Here is a 16235-nt window from a genome sequence, read left to right as displayed (position 1 = left end):
CTTCGTTATACCAACTTGCCCGCGCCGTGAACTCCCAATCAGCCGCCCCTGATCCATCGAACAAAGGTTTGTGTCCCCGCCGACAGGCTGTCGGGCAGCGCCGAGCGTATGACAGCGCCGAGATATTTCACATATTCGACGACAAGCACGCGCACCACCTGACCGCGGGCCAGCCAGTCGCCGTTGCGCAGATCGCTGTTGACGATGGGGTAGGGGATGAACTCGATCTCCTGCGAGGCGCGCCGCAGCTCCACCAGTGTCCGGGGCATGTGGTAATTGTTGGTGACGACGATGATGCGCGTGTAATGGTTGGCCTTGGCCCACTTGATGCTTTCGGAGGCATTGCCGATGGTGTCGAGCGCCGAGCGGTCGATGTCGACACAGCATTCAAACAGCGTGGCATCGCCGCGCGTTACCCGCTGCAGCTCGCCGCGCTTGGTCGAAGGATGGACCCCGCTGATGAAAAGCCGTTTGCCACGCTTGTTCTTGAGCAGGTCAAGCGCGCCTTCAATGCGCGAATAGCCGCCCGTCAGGACGACGATGCCATCAGCCGGTTCAACCAGCTCAGGCGTCTGCATGGTGCTGACATGATCGCTGAAGACAATGAACCCGCCGAGGAACAGGCCGAGCGCCAGAACGCCGAGCAGGAAAAACGGGCGGGCAACACGCTTGCGCAATGCAGACGCAAGTCCGCGCGGGCGGGCTTCGACGCCTGCCGGCGGTTGGTTGCTGCTGTCGTCCGTGCCGTCCATTTTCTGATCACGCGTTGCCTTGTTCGAGAGTCGTGTCGCCGGGAGTGTATAAGCCTTGCCGGCAAACCTCCCATGAATTTTATGCCGTCAAATTGAATCGAAATCGCTCAGGTATCGTGACTGTCGCCTGCGCGCCCGTCGACCTGGCGTAAATGCGCTATGACTGTCATTCGTGTTGTAATCATGGTCAAAACACTGACTGCGAGAATGATCAGCACGACGCCGGTATAGCCGCCTGACCCGATGGAAAAATTGCCGAACAGGGCTGTGGCCTGATCGGCTTCCGGCGTTGCCAGATTGCGGGACGACCACCAGCCGATGAGCAGAAAGATCAGGATGGCCAGCGCGCCGCCGCACAATGCGCCTTTCAGGGCGGTCCAGAAAAAGTGCCGCTCAAACTGCCGGGCGACGAATTTCTGTTCCGCACCGATAAAATGCAGCACTTCGATGATGTGACCATTACCGGCCATGGCGCCGCGCGTGGCAAAAATCACCGTGAGAACTGTCGCCGCGATCACCAGCCCGAGCACCGTCATGCCGATCAGCACGGTGGAACGGGCCATGGACACGAGCCGGTCGACCCAGGTGCGGTGATCGTCGAAACTGGCACCCGGGATATTCTTCACGAGTTCGCTGCGCAGCAAGGCGAAATCCGGCGGGGAGGCCTCGTCGAGCGTAACCACGACCAGCCGCGGCACCGGCAAATCATCGATGTTGAGCCCGGTGCCGAGCCATGGCTCCAGCAGACGGGCCGTGGCCGCCCGGTCGATGACGCGGGTGGATTTGACCCCGGAAAAGCCCTGTGCAAGCTTGCCGGCCTGAACGAGCAGTGCTTCCATGTCCTGGCCCTCGACCGGACGGATCTGGATGGTGGCTTCGGTCGAAATCTGGCTCTGCCATGTCGCCGCGGTCGACTGGACGAGACTGACTGCCCCGATGGTCAGGCAGGCGAGGAACGTCATGATGGCGATCACGATCATCAGGGCATGGCCGACGACATTGCCGGCGGGCACGATGGGCGCCTGGCCGTTCTTGCCGCGCACAAGCTGGATGGCGCGACTAGTCAGATCCGCGGCCAGCTCCCTGAGGCGGGCGGCGTCAATCATAGATATCGAGCCTCCCCTGATCGAGAATCATGCGGCGCGCATTGACCTGATCCATCAGGGTAAGATCGTGGGTGGCGATGACCACGGCGGTACCGGAACGGTTCAGCTCGCCGAACAGGCGCAGCAAGCGCCGGGCAAGGGGCGGATCGACATTGCCGGTCGGCTCGTCGGCCAGCAGGATTTCCGGCTGGTCGATCAGGGCGCGGGCAATTGCGGCGCGCTGCTTCTCGCCGCCTGACAGAACCGGCGGCAGCACGTGCATGCGTTCGCCCAACCCAACCCAGTGCAGCAATTCCTCAACTTCCGCGCGATAGGTGGCTTCCTCCTTGCCGCGCACCCGCAGCGGCAGGGCGACATTCTGGTAGGTCGTCATGTGATCAAGCAGCCGGAAATCCTGGAACACCACGCCGATACGGCGGCGCAACAAAGGCATTTCCTTGGAGGAGATGGTCGCGATGTCCTTGCCAAAGACGGTGATGAGACCGCGCGTCGGCTTCAGCGTCATGAACAGCAGGCGCAGCAGCGATGTCTTGCCCGCGCCCGACGGGCCGGTCAAAAACTGAAACGAGCGGGGTGAAATATGGAGGCTGACGTCACGCAGAACCTCCGGGCCCATCCCGTATCGCAAACCGACATTCTCAAAACGAATCAAGCTGACTTTCCAAGTTTCTTGTCCACGCGTGTTTTATTCAGCGCGGACGGATTTGACCACCCATCAATCGCTGCATCCGTTCGGCGAAACATTAATTATTGGGCGATAGGCTGCCACAATGATTCGGAGGATCATGACTGCAACATGGCAGAACGACCGGAAAACACGTGATTGCACGGTTTAAAACGATGAGCGGCGAAACTGTTTCGCATATTGTCCCGGCGCCCCACTTCGACAAGGGCGGGGCGGAAGACGCAATCTATGAATCCATGTCACCTCCTTCCTCCCGGCAAAGCCTGACCCCACACTTCCCCGTAAACGCACGCATGACAATTCTCCAAAAGTCGCAGGAGGCGCAGGGGCGCATGCCCGGCTTCGCCTATTGGCTGCTGGTGCTTCTGGTTGCGGCGTCGACGTTCTGGATCTGCGGCGGGCATGTGCTTTTCAGCCAGCGGCATGCCGCCGGTCCCCACATGCCGGGCACAAGCGTGTCCGCGCCCGCAGGCAACGTGATCCGCTGACCGGCGCCGATTGACCGGTCGAAAAAACGCTGAGGTTTTGCTTTTCCGGCCGATATCGGGCTATAGAGCCTTTCAAACAGGAAAGGCTCCAGGAGCCTTGCTTACCGGAAAATCAGGAAGAGTTGCATGCCGAAAGTAGGCGAGAAGAATATCGATGTTCTGTTCAGTGCGCAGGAGATCGCCACGCGCAATCTGGAACTGGCGCAGGACATTGTGGCAAAACGGTTCGACAACCTGCTGGTGATCTCGATCCTCAAGGGATCGTTCATCTTCGCGGCGGACCTGATCCGCGCCATGCACGATGCGGGCGCCGAGCCGGATGTCGAGTTCATCACCGTGTCCAGCTATGGCAAGGGCACCGAGAGCAAGGAAGTGCGGCTGCTGCGCGACATCGACAGCGATGTGCACGGCCGCGACGTGCTGTTGATCGACGATATTCTGGAATCGGGCAGGACGCTGAAATTCACCCGCGAACTGATGTTGGAGCGCGGCGCGCGCAGCGTGTCCATCGCCGTATTGCTGGACAAGAGCGTGAAGCGGAAAACCGATATCGAAGCGGATTTCAAGGGCTTCGAATGCCCCGACTATTTCGTCGTCGGCTATGGCATGGATGTCGGGCATTCCTTCCGGCAGCTGCCCTATGTCGGTGTCGTCCGGGACTGAGGCTCTAGTGGAACGAATTTCACATCACGCGCAGCATGCGAATGTCAGAATCGGGCCACTAGCCTCAGTTGAATTTCAGCAGGCGTTCCAGATAATCCTTTTCCATCTGCGGGCTCAGCGCATTGCCGAGCCGCTCGCGGATGGCATCGAGGATTTGCCGGGCGCGCTGGATATCGGCCTGCCCCGGCAGCATGTTCCGGTCCGGCCCGAAATCGGTGCCGCTGTTGGATTTGGACGGCCGTCCCAAGGGGTCGCGGTCACTCTGCTGCGGACCGCCCGGCTTGCCCGCCCGGCCCATGGCCTGCATCTGCTTCATCATGTCCTGTCCGCCCTTGCGCAGGGAATCCAGCGCATTGCTCTGCTGGTCGAGCGCCTGTCCGCCATCAGCCTCCCCGAGGGATTTCTGGGCATCTCCCATGGATTTTCCGGCGTCGCCGAAATCCTTGTTGGGCGTAACGCCCTGGCCGTTCAGATCGTCCATCAGCTGCTGCAGGTCGGATTGCAGCTTGCCCTGGCCGTCCTGCAGGCCCTTCAGCGCCTTGGCGATATCTTCCTCTGACATCTGGCCCTGCTGGCCGTCCTGTCCCATCTGGCCGCCGAACTGGCCATTGTCCTGCATCATGCCATTCTGGCGCTGCTGTTCCAGCCTGTGGGTCTCGTTCATCATTTTCTGCTGGCGCCGCATCAGGTCGCCGAGCTTGTCCATCTGCTGTTTCATCTGGTCGCCCTGGCCGTTCTTGCCCTGGGCCTGGCGCATCTGCAGATTGTTCAGCATGTCGTTGAGCTGCGAGAGCAACTGCTGGGCCTGCTCCTTCGAGCCCTGCTTGGCCAGTTCCTCGATCTGCTTGAGGATGCGGTCGATATCCTCCTGCCGCAATTCGCGGGCATTGGGATCGGGCGCCTGCGCCATGTTGGGATTGCGCTGGGCCTGCTGGGCAAGCTCACGCATATATTTGTTCATGGCCTTGCGCAGATCGGCCATGCGCTTGTCGATTTCTTCGGGGCTGGCATTCTGCTCGATCGCCTGCCGCAGCGCCTCCTGGGCTTCGCGCAGGCTGCGCTCGGCGTCGGACAGGGCGCCGTCTTCGATGCCGCGCGCCACCTGCCACATATAGGCGACGACGTCGCGCAGCTGGTCATCGCTCCTGGCAAGGTTGAGCCGGGAACGGATGCTGCGCAGACCCAGATAACGGGCGGGATTCCGGATGGTCTCCTCCGGCCACAGGGTAATGGCATCCAGCATGTTCAGCACATCCGGCTTGGCATTGGCGTTCAGCGCCAGCATGCGCCGCTGTTCCACCACCGCGCGCGCCAGCGGATTGGCAAAGGGGCGTTCCGGCATGACAAGGGTCTTGGTCTCGCTCCTGCCTTCCTGCCCGGCATCGTCAACCGCGACAAGCGTCATGCGGATTTCCGATCCGGCCCAGACATGTTCGGTCAGGTCCCGCGTCGTTTTGGTCTCGCCGCCGTCCGCGCCGCGCTTCGGCAGGCTGAGGGGGATTTCCGGGGCCTCGAACAGCGGCCTTGCATCCTTTGCCGGCGGCTGGACCTGCTCGACCTTCGCCTGCGCGCTGGCCGCACCGTAATCGTCCCTGATTTCATAGGTCAGTTCCATCGTGCCATTGACGGCGCTCGATGGTTCCCTGGTGAAGCGGATGGTGGGCGGCTGGTCCGGCAACACGGCGAACGCCCACTCGGAATGCACGGTGCCGTTGTTGATCAGTCCGACAGTGGCATTGGTATCAAGGGTCAGCTCGAAATTGCGCGGCTGGTCTTTCGCGGAGGCAGCGTCGGCCGTCTTCGCGTCCTGCTTGACCGGAATGTCGGCGGGCTTGCCGTCCGGCAGGGTCTGCGTCACCCGTTCGGTTCCGTTGCCGCCGATGATGCGGATGGTCAACGTACTGTTCTGCGGGACGGTGAACTGTTTTTCCTGGTCATTGGCCGCCGAGGTGAGGAAGACCGGCGGGCGGCCCGTATAGCGCGGCGGGGTGACCCAGGCGTCGATGCGGGGCGGCAGCGCATTGCTGCTGCTGTGACTCTGGAATGCATCGCCGAGACGTCCGCCGAGTGGACTGCCGGAAAAGGCGAAGGCGATGACAAGAAGCAGCCCGATCACGGCCCGCAGGCCCCAGGGGTCGATTTCCGGGATGTTTGTCCTTGGCAGGCCGGTTTTCAGGCCTCTGATGCGTTCGGCCATCCGCTTGCGGTGCTCGTCCCACAGGGCCTGGGCAAAAGGATCGTCCGTGCTGGTCGCCAAGATTTCCGACTGGACGGCAATCGGCTGGTGATCAAGCGTGTTGACGTCTTCGATGCGGCGGCTGACATCGGCATGGTCCGGCAGGCGGAACCTCAGCAGGGTGTAGAGGCACACCGGAAGCGACAGGACAAACAGTGTCAGCAGGCCGAGACGGACCAGATCCGGCATCATGCGGAACAGGCCGAACCAGGCGACGATCACGAACAGTGCAGCGACAAGCAGCAGCGGCAGGACCCGCGGCCATAACCGCTCGAAGGCCAGGGTCAGCCACGCGGACAAGCGGAGCCGATCGATACTCTTGAAAATATCGAACCTGACCCTTTCAGCGTCCCGCCCATCGGGGTGTTGACCGGTCATCCCTGCTCCATCTCGTCACCCTGCGATTCCATCGTGACCGCATTGACGCTGGTCAAGAATACCACTCATCGTGGCAAAGGCGAGGCCTTGGCGCAAAAAGCCGTTCACCGTTCTGTGTGCCGGCTGGTTTCAGAGCCAGTCCGGTATGGAATCGAGACCGATGAGTTCCTCATAGGTCGTCCGCGGGCGCACCACATGGAAGCGGTCGCCGCTGACAAGCACTTCCGGCACGAGCAGGCGGGTGTTGTAGGTCCCCGACTGAACCGCGCCATAGGCACCGGCCGTGCCGATGGCGATCAGGTCGCCGGGGGCTGGACGCGGCAGGTCGCGGTCAAGGCCGAGATAGTCGCCGGTTTCGCAGACCGGGCCGACGACGTCGCCGCGAATGCGCGGATGCGAGGCGGATGGCTCCTTGACCGGATGGATCGTGTGGAACGCGTCATAGAGCGTCGGGCGGATGAGGTCATTCATCGCCGCGTCGACGATGATGAAATTGCGCGCGTCGCCTTCCTTGACGAAGATCACTTCGCTGACCAGGATTCCGGCATTGCCGACGATCAGGCGGCCCGGCTCGAAAATGGTCTTGAGCCCGAGCGGCTTGATATGCCGGGCGACGATGGCCGCATAGGCGTCGGGCAGGGGCGGCGGATTGTTGTCGAAGTGATAGGGAATGCCGAGGCCGCCGCCGAGATCGACATGCTTGATATCGTGGCCGTCGGCCTTGAGGTCGCCGACGAGCTGGGCAAGCAGGGCAAAGGCATCGTCAAACGGCTCCAGATCGGTGATCTGGCTGCCGATATGCATGTCGATGCCGGACACCTTCAGGCCGGGCAGCCGCGCCGCATGGGCGTAGACGGACCGTGCCTTGGCCAGCGGAATGCCGAACTTGTTTTCGGACTTGCCCGTGGAAATCTTCTTGTGGGTCTTGGCATCGACATCGGGATTGATGCGCAGGGACACCGGCGCAATCTTGCCCGCCGCTACGGCGCGGCTGGACAGGAGTTCCAGCTCCGGTTCGGATTCAACATTGAAGCAATGAATGCCCGCTGCCAGGGCAAAGTCCATTTCGCCCGGCTTCTTGCCCACGCCGGAAAAGACGATCCTGCTTGCGGGAATTCCCGCGGCCAGGGCACGGCGCATCTCACCTTCCGATACCACGTCGGCACCGGAGCCGAGGCGCGCCAGGGTCTTCAGGACGGCCTGATTGGAATTGGCTTTCAAGGCGTAGCAGACCAGCGCATCCATTTCGGCAAAGGCCGCGGCAAAGACCTTGTAGTGCCGCTCGATGGTGGCCGTCGAATAGCAGTAGAAGGGGGTGCCGACCGCGCTGGCGATATCGGGAATGCTGACGTCCTCGGCATGGAGAACGCCGTCCTTGTAATCGAAATGATTCACGAAAAATCTGCCTAGATGATGGAGTCGAGGAAAAAGCGCTTGTCTTGAACGGGCGGTCTGGCCGGTTTCGGCTCGCCCGGTGCCGGTGCGGTCACCGATGCGGGCGGCAATTCGAGCGGGCCCTTGCGGCCGCAGGCCGACACCGCGCTGACGATTGCAACCGCCATCAGAATTGTCGTGAGGTAAGAACGGCTTGTCATCGATTTAGATCCTGTCGTCCGAAAGTATGTTGTCCTGTCTAACGCATGGAGGAACGCTTTGCATCCCCCATCGTCGGACTTACGATTTCGTGATGCGCTTTTGCCAGAACCTGATCTGCTTGCGCACCTGCTCCGGCGCCGTGCCGCCATAGGATTTGCGGCTGCGCACGGATTTGTCCACGGTGAGGTAGCCGAACACGGCCTCGGTGATGCCGGGGTGAATGCCCTTGAGGTCATCCAGCGTCAGCTTGCCGAGTTCGCTCTTCTTCTCTTCCGCCAGCGCGACGGCGCGGCCGGTGACATGGTGGGCCTCGCGGAAGGGCAGGCCAAGCTCGCGCACCAGCCAGTCCGCCAGGTCGGTGGCAGTGGAATAGCCGGAACCGGCGGCCTTCTTCATGGCCGAGGTGTTGATCGTCATGTCGCCGACCATGCCGGTCATGGCGGCCAGGGCGAGCTCAAGGGTTTCGGCCGCGTCAAACACGGCTTCCTTGTCTTCTTGCATGTCCTTCGAATAGGTCAGCGGCAGGCCCTTCATGACGGTCAGCAGGCCGACGAGCGAGCCGGTGATGCGGCCGGTCTTGGCGCGCACCAGTTCGGCGGCATCGGGGTTCTTCTTCTGCGGCATGATCGACGAGCCGGTGGAGAAGGAATCGGACAGGCGCACAAAGCCGAACTGCGGCGTCGACCAGATGACGATTTCCTCGGCCAGCCGGGAGAGATGCGTGGCGGCAATGGCGGCCATCGACAGGAATTCCAGGGCGTAGTCGCGGTCGGAGACGCTGTCGAGCGAGTTGCGGGTGGGTTCGCGGAAGCCGAGTTCCTTCGCCGTCATGTGCCGGTCGATCGGAAAGCCGGTTCCCGCCAGCGCGGCGGCGCCGAGCGGCGATTCATCCATGCGCTCGATGGCGTCCTTGACCCGGCTGAGATCGCGGCCGAACATTTCCACATAGGCCATGCAGTGATGGCCGAAGGTGACGGGCTGCGCGGTCTGCAGATGGGTAAAACCGGGCATGAGGGTTGCCGCATGTTCCTCGGCGCGCTTCAGGAAAGCCTCGATCAGCTTTTTCAATGCGGTTGCCGTGCGCTGGAATTCTTCCTTGACCCACAGGCGGAAATCGACGGCAACCTGATCGTTGCGCGACCGCGCCGTGTGCAGGCGGCCGGCCGGTGCGCCGATCAGTTCGGCAAGACGCGACTCGACATTCATGTGAATGTCTTCAAGTTTGCGTGAGAAAACGAACTTTCCGCTTTCGATCTCTGACAATATCGTGTTCAGGCCCTTTGCGATCTTGTCGTGGTCGTCCGCCGCGATTATGCCGGTTTTCGCAAGCATGGCTGCATGGGCAAGTGAACCGCGAATGTCCTGGGCATAGAGTTTCTGGTCAAACCCGATGGAAGCGTTGATTTCTTCCATGATGGCGGCCGGACCTGAGGCGAAACGGCCTCCCCACATTTCGTTGCTGTTTTTCTTGTCGGACATTGTAAGCCTTGGGTAAACCGGGGTGGATAGACGGAAAGTGTAAGATATGGACAACGGCAACGAAACACAGAAAACCACTTCAGGCGGCAGCAGGAAAATTATTGTTCTTGCCGCGCTCGCAGGCATAGTCGCCGGTGCGGTTGGGGTATACGTGATGGAGCGGCCTTCTGGCAATATTGTTGCCGGAACAAACACGACCGATCAATGCACTGCAAAGACCGATACGGCGAGGAAGATCGACGCGGCAGCCACGGGCGCTGTCGCGGCCATGCGCGGGGCCGAGAAGCCGCAATCCATGTCCGCACTGTCCTTCACCGGACCCGACGGCAAGCCGATGCGGCTGGCGGATTTCAAGGGCAAGACCGTCCTTGTCAATCTCTGGGCCACCTGGTGCGCGCCCTGCCGCGAAGAGATGCCAGCGCTCGATGCGCTGCAGACCAAGAAGGGCGGCGACAATTTTCAGGTCGTGACCATTAATATCGATACGGGCGACGACCAGAAGCCGAAAGGTTTCCTGGCTGATATCGGGGTGAAATCACTGGCGCTCTACCGCGATCCGACCATGGGCGTGTTCAATGAGCTCAAGCGCAAGAACCTGGCGTTCGGCCTGCCGGTGACGATGATCGTCGACAAGGAGGGTTGCCAGATTGCCGCCATGAACGGTCCGGCGCCGTGGGAAAGCGATGACGCCGTGCGTCTGATCGATGCGGCCATAGCGGCGCAGTGATTGCTTGCAATGCGGCGGGCCGTTGCCACGCCCGCTTTCGCGTCTGGCTGTTGAGAAGGTGGGAAAGACGGGCGGTCCATCGGGAGCGCTGAAGTCTTTGGTTGGTGTTGCGGTTGTTGCGATCCCATGGACCACCCGCCCCGGCAATCGGTCTTGCCCAACATCGCATCATTGGACTGAACCTCCCCAGCCTAGGGGTTCTCCCACAGGCCGAAGCGCCGATCCTTTCCCGACTTTCGAAAGTTTCCGGAAGCATTCCCGCCGGAAAGGACGAGGGGTAGGATAAGGGATGTTTTGGTGTGTTGGATAAGTCGGCAAGATTTTTTTGAATAGGTGGATGGCAGAGCCATTTTTGCGTGGTTCGACAAGCTCACCATGAGGGCGATGGAGGATTGCAGGGGGCCAATTTCTGCTAGATTGCCGCAAACTGCATGTTCCGATTAGCTTTGCAGCCAGCCCCTCTCCCTCATGGTGAGCTTGTCGAACCACGCACCATGCATGTGCAAAAACCCGCCGGGATTTTCATCCGCGGCGGGTTCATTGTTCATTCAACCCGAAGATCTGATTATTCCGGCTGACCGGCAGCGGCCTTGCGGGCCTTCTTGGCCTTATACTTGTCGAAGCCGGAGGGATCGCCGGGCTTGCGCTCCTTGGGCTTCTTCACCTTTTCGGGTTTTTCCGCGGTCCAGCCTTCCGGCTTGGCCTTGGCGGGCTTGGCTGCCCAGTCGGCTTTCGGCTTGTCGTCACGCGGGCGGTCATCGCGGGCGCGGGGCGGCTTACGGTCGTCCCATTCGCGCTTTTCGCCAAAGCTCTTCTTCGGCTTGAAATCGCTGCGCGGGGAGGAGAAGCCTGCGGCCTCGCTGCGGGTGATGTTCACGCCTTTTTCGCCGGTGCCGTACTGCTTGATGCGGGCCAGAAACGCGTCGGCCTTGCTCGCCGTGATTTCGAAGCGGGTTTCGGTCTCGAGAATCTTGATCGAACCGACGTCGGTCTTGGTGATGTCGCCGGCCTTGCAGATCAGCGGCAGCAGCCAGCGCGGCTCGGCGCGCTGCTTGCGGCCGACGCTGAGCGAGAACCAGGCGCCACTCTCGAACTGTTCGAAACGGTCCGAACGCGGCGCGCGCTCGGCGCGGTCACCCCGGTCACCCCGGTCGCCACGGCCGGGCCGGTCATCATAGCTGCCCTTGCGGATCGGCTCGAGAACGTGGGCTGGCGTGTTCGACAGTTCCTCGGGTGCGGGACGCGCGGCCATCTGCTGGCGCAGATAGGCGGCGGCAATCTGCTCGGCGGAATGCAGGCCGAGAAGCTCGCGGACATATTCGCCTTCCTCGTCGGTCATGACTTCGGTCAGCGACGGATCGTTGAGGATGCGGTCATGATTGCGCTTGTTGATGGCAGCGGCATCCGGCGGCGGCACCATCGTGGTGCTGAGCTTTGCCATCTGCAGCAGCCGCTCGGCCGAACGGCGGCGCGAAGCCGGCACGATGAGCACGCAGATGCCCTTGCGGCCTGCCCGGCCGGTACGGCCGCTGCGGTGCAGCAGCGTGTCCGGGTTGGTCGGCAGGTCGGCATGGATGACGAGATCGAGATTGGGCAGGTCGATGCCGCGTGCGGCCACGTCGGTGGCCACGCAAACGCGGGCACGGCCGTCACGCATGGCCTGCAGCGCATTGGTGCGCTCGGCCTGGCTGAGTTCGCCGGAGAGCGAAACAACGGAAAAGCCGCGATTGGACAGGCGGCTGGTCAGATGCTTGACCGCTTCGCGGGTCGCACCGAACACGATGGTGTTCTGGGCATCGTAAAACAGCAGCGCATTGATGATCGCATTTTCGCGCTCACGCGGCGCCACCGGCATGATGTGGTATTCGATATCGCTGTGCTGCGACTTTTCGCTGGTCGCGGTGATGCGCACAGCATCGTTCTGGAACTGTTTTGCCAGCTGGGCAATCGGTTTCGGCACCGTGGCCGAGAACATCAGCGTGCGGCGGTCCTTCGGCGCTTCGCCGAGGATGAATTCGAGGTCTTCGCGGAAACCGAGGTCGAGCATTTCATCGGCTTCGTCCAGCACCACGGCGCGCAGTTCGGTCATGTCGAGCGAGCCGCGGGTGATGTGGTCGCGCAGACGGCCGGGCGTGCCGACAACGATATGGGCGCCGCCCTGCAATGCGCGGCGTTCCTTGGTCATGTCCATGCCGCCGACGCAGGAAGCGATGCGGGCGCCGGTCTTCTCGTAGAGCCATTCCAGCTCGCGGCGCACCTGCAGGGCGAGCTCGCGGGTCGGGGCAATCACCAGCGCATAGGGTGCGCCGATGGAGGTGAAGCGGTCTTCGCCTTCGAGCAGCGTCGGTGCGATGGCAATGCCGAACGCGACGGTCTTGCCGGAACCGGTCTGGGCGGAGACGAGAAGGTCCGCACCGTCCGCTTCCGGAGCAAGCACAGCTGTCTGCACCGGCGTCAGGGTCTCGTAACCACGGGCTGCCAATGCACCGGACAGCGCCGGGGCGATAGAATCGAAAATAGTCATTAATGAACTTTCAAGTACGTGTTTGGGCTGGTGTTTTCGGCTCGGCATATGTTGGGGCACGAGCGGCACGCATATAGCTTTGTTGCGCTCTCGTAGAGGTTATCGCTCATTTCGTCAATGGCAGGGCATGGGGAGCCGATGCAGGGGAGCCGTGCAAATTCGTTGTGGGTGGTGGTTCGACAGGCTCACCATGAGGGAGGGTGAGGATTGCAGGGAGCCATATTCTGCAACATTTGCAATTGGCCTTGCAGTCAGACCACATCCCTCATGGTGAGCCTGTCGAACCACGCATATTACTGATGCCAGAAACCTCAGACAGCAAATCCGGCCCGTTTCAGGCGGACAATGGCCAGATCCAGCGCGGAGAGAAAGCTGGAGCGGTCCTTGGGCGAAAACGGGCGCGGGCCGCCGGTGATCTGGCCGGCCGAGCGCAGTTCGTCCATCAGATTGCGCGTGGCCAGCGTGTTGCCGATGGAGGCCTCGGTGAAAGCGCGGCCGGTCGGCGAGATGGCATCGGCCCCGGCCTTCACGCAGCGGCTGGCCAGCGGAATGTCGGCGGTCACCACCACATCGCCGCGCGATACCCGTTCGGCGATCCAGTCATCGGCCGCATCGAAACCGTCGCTGACGATGACGCGTTCGACCATCGGATCGCGCGGAATGGTCATGAAGGAATTGGAAACAACGTAGACCTTGACGCCGTAGCGCTCGGCAACGCGGTAAATCTCGGCTTTCACCGGACAGGCATCGGCGTCGACATAGATGGCGATGGTTTTCTGCTCGTTCATGCTCAACCGAAAATGTGGAGGGCGGCCAGGCCGACGGAGGCGGCCAGCCCGATGGCGAAGCCGATGGCGAGCGCCGCCACCAGAAAGCCGGTGCCGAGCCAAGCGCCATCCTGTTCGCCAAGGCCAATGCTGAGCAGGATGATGCTGAGCGCCGGCAACTGATTGATGAGCGGAACCGGCAGCACAACGATGAGCGCCATGACCAGCGCTGCAAGGCTGACGATCCGTTCCATGACGACCTGCGGCAGCAGCCAGTAGCGCGGGCGGGCCAGCCGTTCGAAACGGATGAGCAGCGGTTCAAGCTTGCCAACAAAACGGCGATAGGTTTCCGTGCGCAGGGATTTCTTCCGCAGGAAGGCGGGGAACCACGGATTTTCCAGGCCGATCAGCATCTGCAGCGAAAGAAGAATCAGGGGAATGCCGAAGATCGTTGAAGACCCCGGCGGCAGCGGCACCAGATTGAGTGCGGCAAAGAGGATCAGCAGCGCGCCGAAGCTGCGTTCGGAAAGCGCGGACAGGATATCGTCAAACGAAACCCTGTCCGCGTCTGTTTCACCGATCTTGACCAGAATGCTGGACAGACGCCGTTCCGCAGGGTCACCCAAGGGGTCCCAATGATACGGTTTTCCGTCAGCGTTCATTCATCTTCTCCATCGATGCAATTATGCTTTCGTCGTTGTCTCGGCGATAGAGGGTGTCGAGGCAGGTTTTGCATCTATCGTTAATTCGGGTTCCGGCGCGTCGTTGCGTGTCTTCCAGAGCGAACTGAAAATGCCGGCGGCAAGGATGCCGAGCGTGATCGAGAGTGACCACATCGGCGGTATCTTTGCCAGCCCCAAAGCGTCAGCCACGAAAATCTTTCCGCCAATGAACACCAGCACGAGAGACAGTGCATATTTCAGATAGACGAAGCGATGGATAAGGCTTGCGAGGGCGAAATACAGCGCACGCAGGCCAAGGATCGCAAAGATGTTCGAGGTGAAGACGATATAGGGATCGGTGGTGATGGCAAAAATGGCCGGGATGGAATCCACCGCGAAGATCACATCCGCCAGTTCCACCATGACGAGTGCCAGAAGCAGCGGGGTAATCCATGTCTTCGACTTGCCCGTATGCGGGTCGGTGCGCCGGATCATGAATTTCTGCCCGTGCAGCTCGTCTGTGACGCGGAAGCGTTTGCGCATGAACTTGAAGACCGGATTGGCCGAGACGTCGAACTCGTCGTCGCCAGCCATGAGCATGCGGATGCCGGTGATGATCAGGAACGCGGCAAAGAGATAGAGGACCCACTCATACTGTTCGACAATGGCCGCACCCGCCGCGATCATGATGCCGCGAAGGATGACAACACCGAGAATGCCGTAGACGAGCACGCGGTGCTGATATTGCTTGGGAATGGCAAAATAGCCGAAAATCATGGCGATGACGAAAATATTGTCCATCGCCAGGCTTTTCTCGACGACGAAGCCGGTGAGGTACTGCATGCCGGACTCGCTGCCCAGCTCCCACCAGATGAAGCCGCCGAAGGCGACCCCGAGACTGATGTAGAACGCCGAGAGCAAAAGGCTCTGGCGCATGCCTATATCGTGATTTTTTCGGTTGAGAACGCCCAGGTCAAGGACGAGAAGCACAAGAACAAGGGCAAAAAAGCCAAGCCACATCCATAGGGGCTTGCCCATGGCATCAACAAACAGAAGCTCCATGTGAAAAATGATCCGCCGGCATCGGTTCCAGATTACAGCTCCGACATCACGAGAGAGCCGGTAACTCTCGCCAGAGGGGCCCGGTGCTGCAATTCTGCCTGAATTGGGGAGCGGCAGGGGTCAATGCAAGGGTTTGAATGAAATAAATAATCCGCGGCCGCCGGATTGAACGGCGCTTGGCGCCCTCAGCGGGTGGGAACGGGGTTCTCGCCGCGATAGTCATAGAAGCCGCGCCCAGCCTTACGTCCCAGCCAGCCAGCTTCGACATATTTGACCAGCAGCGGGCAGGGGCGGTATTTCGAATCCGCCAGGCCGTCATGCAACACCTGCATGATCGACAGGCAGGTGTCGAGGCCGATGAAATCGGCAAGCTGCAACGGGCCCATCGGGTGATTGGCGCCCAGTTTCATCGCCGTATCGATGGCTTCGACCGAGCCCACGCCCTCATAGAGCACGTAGATGGCTTCGTTGATCATCGGCAGCAGGATACGGTTGACGATGAAGGCCGGGAAATCTTCGGAAACTGTCAGCGTCTTGTCGAGGCTGGTAACGAATTCGCGCGCGATCTCGAACGTGACGTTTTCCGTGGCGATGCCGCGAATCAGCTCGACCAGCTTCATCACCGGAACGGGATTCATGAAGTGGATGCCGATGAAGCGTTCCGGCCGGTCCGTGGTGGCGGCAAGCCGCGTGATCGAGATGGAGGAGGTATTGGTTGCAAGAATCGCTTCCGGATTGAGGTTGGGGCAGAGCTGGGCAAAAATCTTGCGTTTGACCGTCTCATCTTCCGTTGCCGCCTCGATGGCCAGATCGACACCGGCGAGGTCTTCGATGCGCAGGGCCGGGCGGATGCGCGACATGCCCTTGACGCGCTCGGCTTCCTCGAGCTTGCCGTGGGAAACCTGCCGGGCCATGTTGCCGTTGACGGTGGCGATGGCCTTTTCCAGCTGGTCGGCGGACTGGTCATGGATCAAAACATCATATCCGGCCAGTGCACAGACATGAGCGATTCCTCCGCCCATTTGTCCCGCGCCAACAATGCCTACAGTTTTGATCGAGCCAGCCATGTTTCCATCCGTTTCTTTTCTTTGTAGCACCAAACTAAATGGC

General features: G+C 61.1%; 15 protein-coding genes. 3 read left to right on the top strand and 12 right to left on the bottom strand.

Annotated features, from left to right (window positions below; translation table 11 throughout):
* Positions 1 to 38: 38 nt before the first annotated feature.
* From ACZ5FP_RS00295 to ftsE, 3 genes are all read right to left on the bottom strand, one after another.
* Positions 39 to 752: a YdcF family protein gene (locus ACZ5FP_RS00295; RefSeq protein WP_464661531.1), complete on the bottom strand. Its 714-nt coding sequence runs from the start codon at positions 750 to 752 to the stop codon at positions 39 to 41.
* Between the two features lie 107 nt (positions 753 to 859).
* Positions 860 to 1858 (bottom strand): cell division protein FtsX, encoded by a 999-nt coding sequence (locus ACZ5FP_RS00290; protein ID WP_464661530.1) that lies wholly within the window; start codon positions 1856 to 1858, stop codon positions 860 to 862.
* The gene (gene ftsE, locus ACZ5FP_RS00285) at positions 1851 to 2474 is read right to left on the bottom strand and encodes a cell division ATP-binding protein FtsE (protein WP_245421113.1); all 624 of its coding nucleotides are present in this window, start codon (positions 2472 to 2474) and stop codon (positions 1851 to 1853) included. Before ftsE ends, ACZ5FP_RS00290 begins: the two co-directional genes overlap by 8 nt.
* A gap of 362 nt (positions 2475 to 2836) precedes the next feature.
* On the opposite strand from ftsE, the gene ACZ5FP_RS00280 reads away from it, so the two are divergent.
* Positions 2837 to 3031, top strand: a complete 195-nt coding sequence (locus ACZ5FP_RS00280; RefSeq protein WP_464661529.1) for a hypothetical protein — start codon at positions 2837 to 2839, stop codon at positions 3029 to 3031.
* 126 nt (positions 3032 to 3157) lie between these two features.
* Positions 3158 to 3694 (top strand): hypoxanthine phosphoribosyltransferase, encoded by a 537-nt coding sequence (gene hpt, locus ACZ5FP_RS00275; RefSeq protein WP_223613550.1) that lies wholly within the window; start codon positions 3158 to 3160, stop codon positions 3692 to 3694.
* Positions 3695 to 3758: 64 nt separating this feature from the next.
* Here hpt and ACZ5FP_RS00270 read toward each other — a convergent pair whose 3' ends face one another.
* From ACZ5FP_RS00270 to argH, 4 genes are all read right to left on the bottom strand, one after another.
* Complete coding sequence (locus ACZ5FP_RS00270) at positions 3759 to 6308, bottom strand: TIGR02302 family protein (protein WP_464661528.1); 2550 nt, start codon at positions 6306 to 6308, stop codon at positions 3759 to 3761.
* 129 nt (positions 6309 to 6437) lie between these two features.
* Positions 6438 to 7703 carry a diaminopimelate decarboxylase gene (gene lysA / locus ACZ5FP_RS00265; protein WP_464661527.1) on the bottom strand — a complete coding sequence of 422 codons (1266 nt, stop codon included), beginning with the start codon at positions 7701 to 7703 and terminating at the stop codon, positions 6438 to 6440.
* 11 nt (positions 7704 to 7714) lie between these two features.
* Positions 7715 to 7903, bottom strand: coding sequence for an LPS translocon maturation chaperone LptM (gene lptM, locus ACZ5FP_RS00260; protein ID WP_223613547.1), 189 nt, complete (start codon positions 7901 to 7903; stop codon positions 7715 to 7717).
* 79 nt (positions 7904 to 7982) lie between these two features.
* Entirely contained in the window at positions 7983 to 9383 is a 1401-nt protein-coding gene (argH, locus tag ACZ5FP_RS00255) for an argininosuccinate lyase (protein ID WP_464661526.1), read from the bottom strand.
* A gap of 46 nt (positions 9384 to 9429) precedes the next feature.
* Here argH and tlpA point away from each other — a divergent pair, with 46 nt between their 5' ends.
* Positions 9430 to 10110 carry a thiol:disulfide interchange protein TlpA gene (gene tlpA, locus ACZ5FP_RS00250; protein ID WP_223613545.1) on the top strand — a complete coding sequence of 227 codons (681 nt, stop codon included), beginning with the start codon at positions 9430 to 9432 and terminating at the stop codon, positions 10108 to 10110.
* 565 nt (positions 10111 to 10675) lie between these two features.
* On the opposite strand, the gene ACZ5FP_RS00245 is transcribed toward tlpA, so the two are convergent.
* The 5 genes from ACZ5FP_RS00245 to ACZ5FP_RS00225 form a co-directional block, all read right to left on the bottom strand.
* Positions 10676 to 12634 carry a DEAD/DEAH box helicase gene (locus tag ACZ5FP_RS00245; RefSeq protein ID WP_464661525.1) on the bottom strand — a complete coding sequence of 653 codons (1959 nt, stop codon included), beginning with the start codon at positions 12632 to 12634 and terminating at the stop codon, positions 10676 to 10678.
* A 311-nt stretch (positions 12635 to 12945) separates the two neighbouring features.
* Positions 12946 to 13422, bottom strand: coding sequence for a YaiI/YqxD family protein (locus ACZ5FP_RS00240; protein ID WP_464661524.1), 477 nt, complete (start codon positions 13420 to 13422; stop codon positions 12946 to 12948).
* 2 nt (positions 13423 to 13424) lie between these two features.
* A complete protein-coding gene (locus ACZ5FP_RS00235) occupies positions 13425 to 14063 on the bottom strand; it encodes an exopolysaccharide biosynthesis protein (RefSeq protein WP_223613542.1) in 639 nt (212 codons plus the stop codon).
* Positions 14064 to 14084: 21 nt separating this feature from the next.
* Positions 14085 to 15125 carry a TerC family protein gene (locus ACZ5FP_RS00230; RefSeq protein WP_464661523.1) on the bottom strand — a complete coding sequence of 347 codons (1041 nt, stop codon included), beginning with the start codon at positions 15123 to 15125 and terminating at the stop codon, positions 14085 to 14087.
* A gap of 185 nt (positions 15126 to 15310) precedes the next feature.
* A complete protein-coding gene (locus tag ACZ5FP_RS00225) occupies positions 15311 to 16192 on the bottom strand; it encodes a 3-hydroxybutyryl-CoA dehydrogenase (protein WP_223613540.1) in 882 nt (293 codons plus the stop codon).
* Positions 16193 to 16235: the final 43 nt, after the last annotated feature.

Source organism: Phyllobacterium sp. T2-21 (assembly GCF_055378485.1).
This window is presented reverse-complemented; position numbering and strand designations above follow the sequence as displayed.

Coding starts and splice junctions, on each gene's coding strand:
- ACZ5FP_RS00295 (WP_464661531.1), bottom strand. CDS start 752: ATGGACGGCACGGACGACAGCAGCAACCAACCGCCGGCAGGCGTCGAA.
- ACZ5FP_RS00290 (WP_464661530.1), bottom strand. CDS start 1,858: ATGATTGACGCCGCCCGCCTCAGGGAGCTGGCCGCGGATCTGACTAGT.
- ftsE (WP_245421113.1), bottom strand. CDS start 2,474: ATGGGCCCGGAGGTTCTGCGTGACGTCAGCCTCCATATTTCACCCCGC.
- ACZ5FP_RS00280 (WP_464661529.1), top strand. CDS start 2,837: ATGACAATTCTCCAAAAGTCGCAGGAGGCGCAGGGGCGCATGCCCGGC.
- hpt (WP_223613550.1), top strand. CDS start 3,158: ATGCCGAAAGTAGGCGAGAAGAATATCGATGTTCTGTTCAGTGCGCAG.
- ACZ5FP_RS00270 (WP_464661528.1), bottom strand. CDS start 6,308: ATGACCGGTCAACACCCCGATGGGCGGGACGCTGAAAGGGTCAGGTTC.
- lptM (WP_223613547.1), bottom strand. CDS start 7,903: ATGACAAGCCGTTCTTACCTCACGACAATTCTGATGGCGGTTGCAATC.
- argH (WP_464661526.1), bottom strand. CDS start 9,383: ATGTCCGACAAGAAAAACAGCAACGAAATGTGGGGAGGCCGTTTCGCC.
- tlpA (WP_223613545.1), top strand. CDS start 9,430: ATGGACAACGGCAACGAAACACAGAAAACCACTTCAGGCGGCAGCAGG.
- ACZ5FP_RS00245 (WP_464661525.1), bottom strand. CDS start 12,634: ATGACTATTTTCGATTCTATCGCCCCGGCGCTGTCCGGTGCATTGGCA.
- ACZ5FP_RS00240 (WP_464661524.1), bottom strand. CDS start 13,422: ATGAACGAGCAGAAAACCATCGCCATCTATGTCGACGCCGATGCCTGT.
- ACZ5FP_RS00235 (WP_223613542.1), bottom strand. CDS start 14,063: ATGAACGCTGACGGAAAACCGTATCATTGGGACCCCTTGGGTGACCCT.
- ACZ5FP_RS00230 (WP_464661523.1), bottom strand. CDS start 15,125: ATGGAGCTTCTGTTTGTTGATGCCATGGGCAAGCCCCTATGGATGTGG.
- ACZ5FP_RS00225 (WP_223613540.1), bottom strand. CDS start 16,192: ATGGCTGGCTCGATCAAAACTGTAGGCATTGTTGGCGCGGGACAAATG.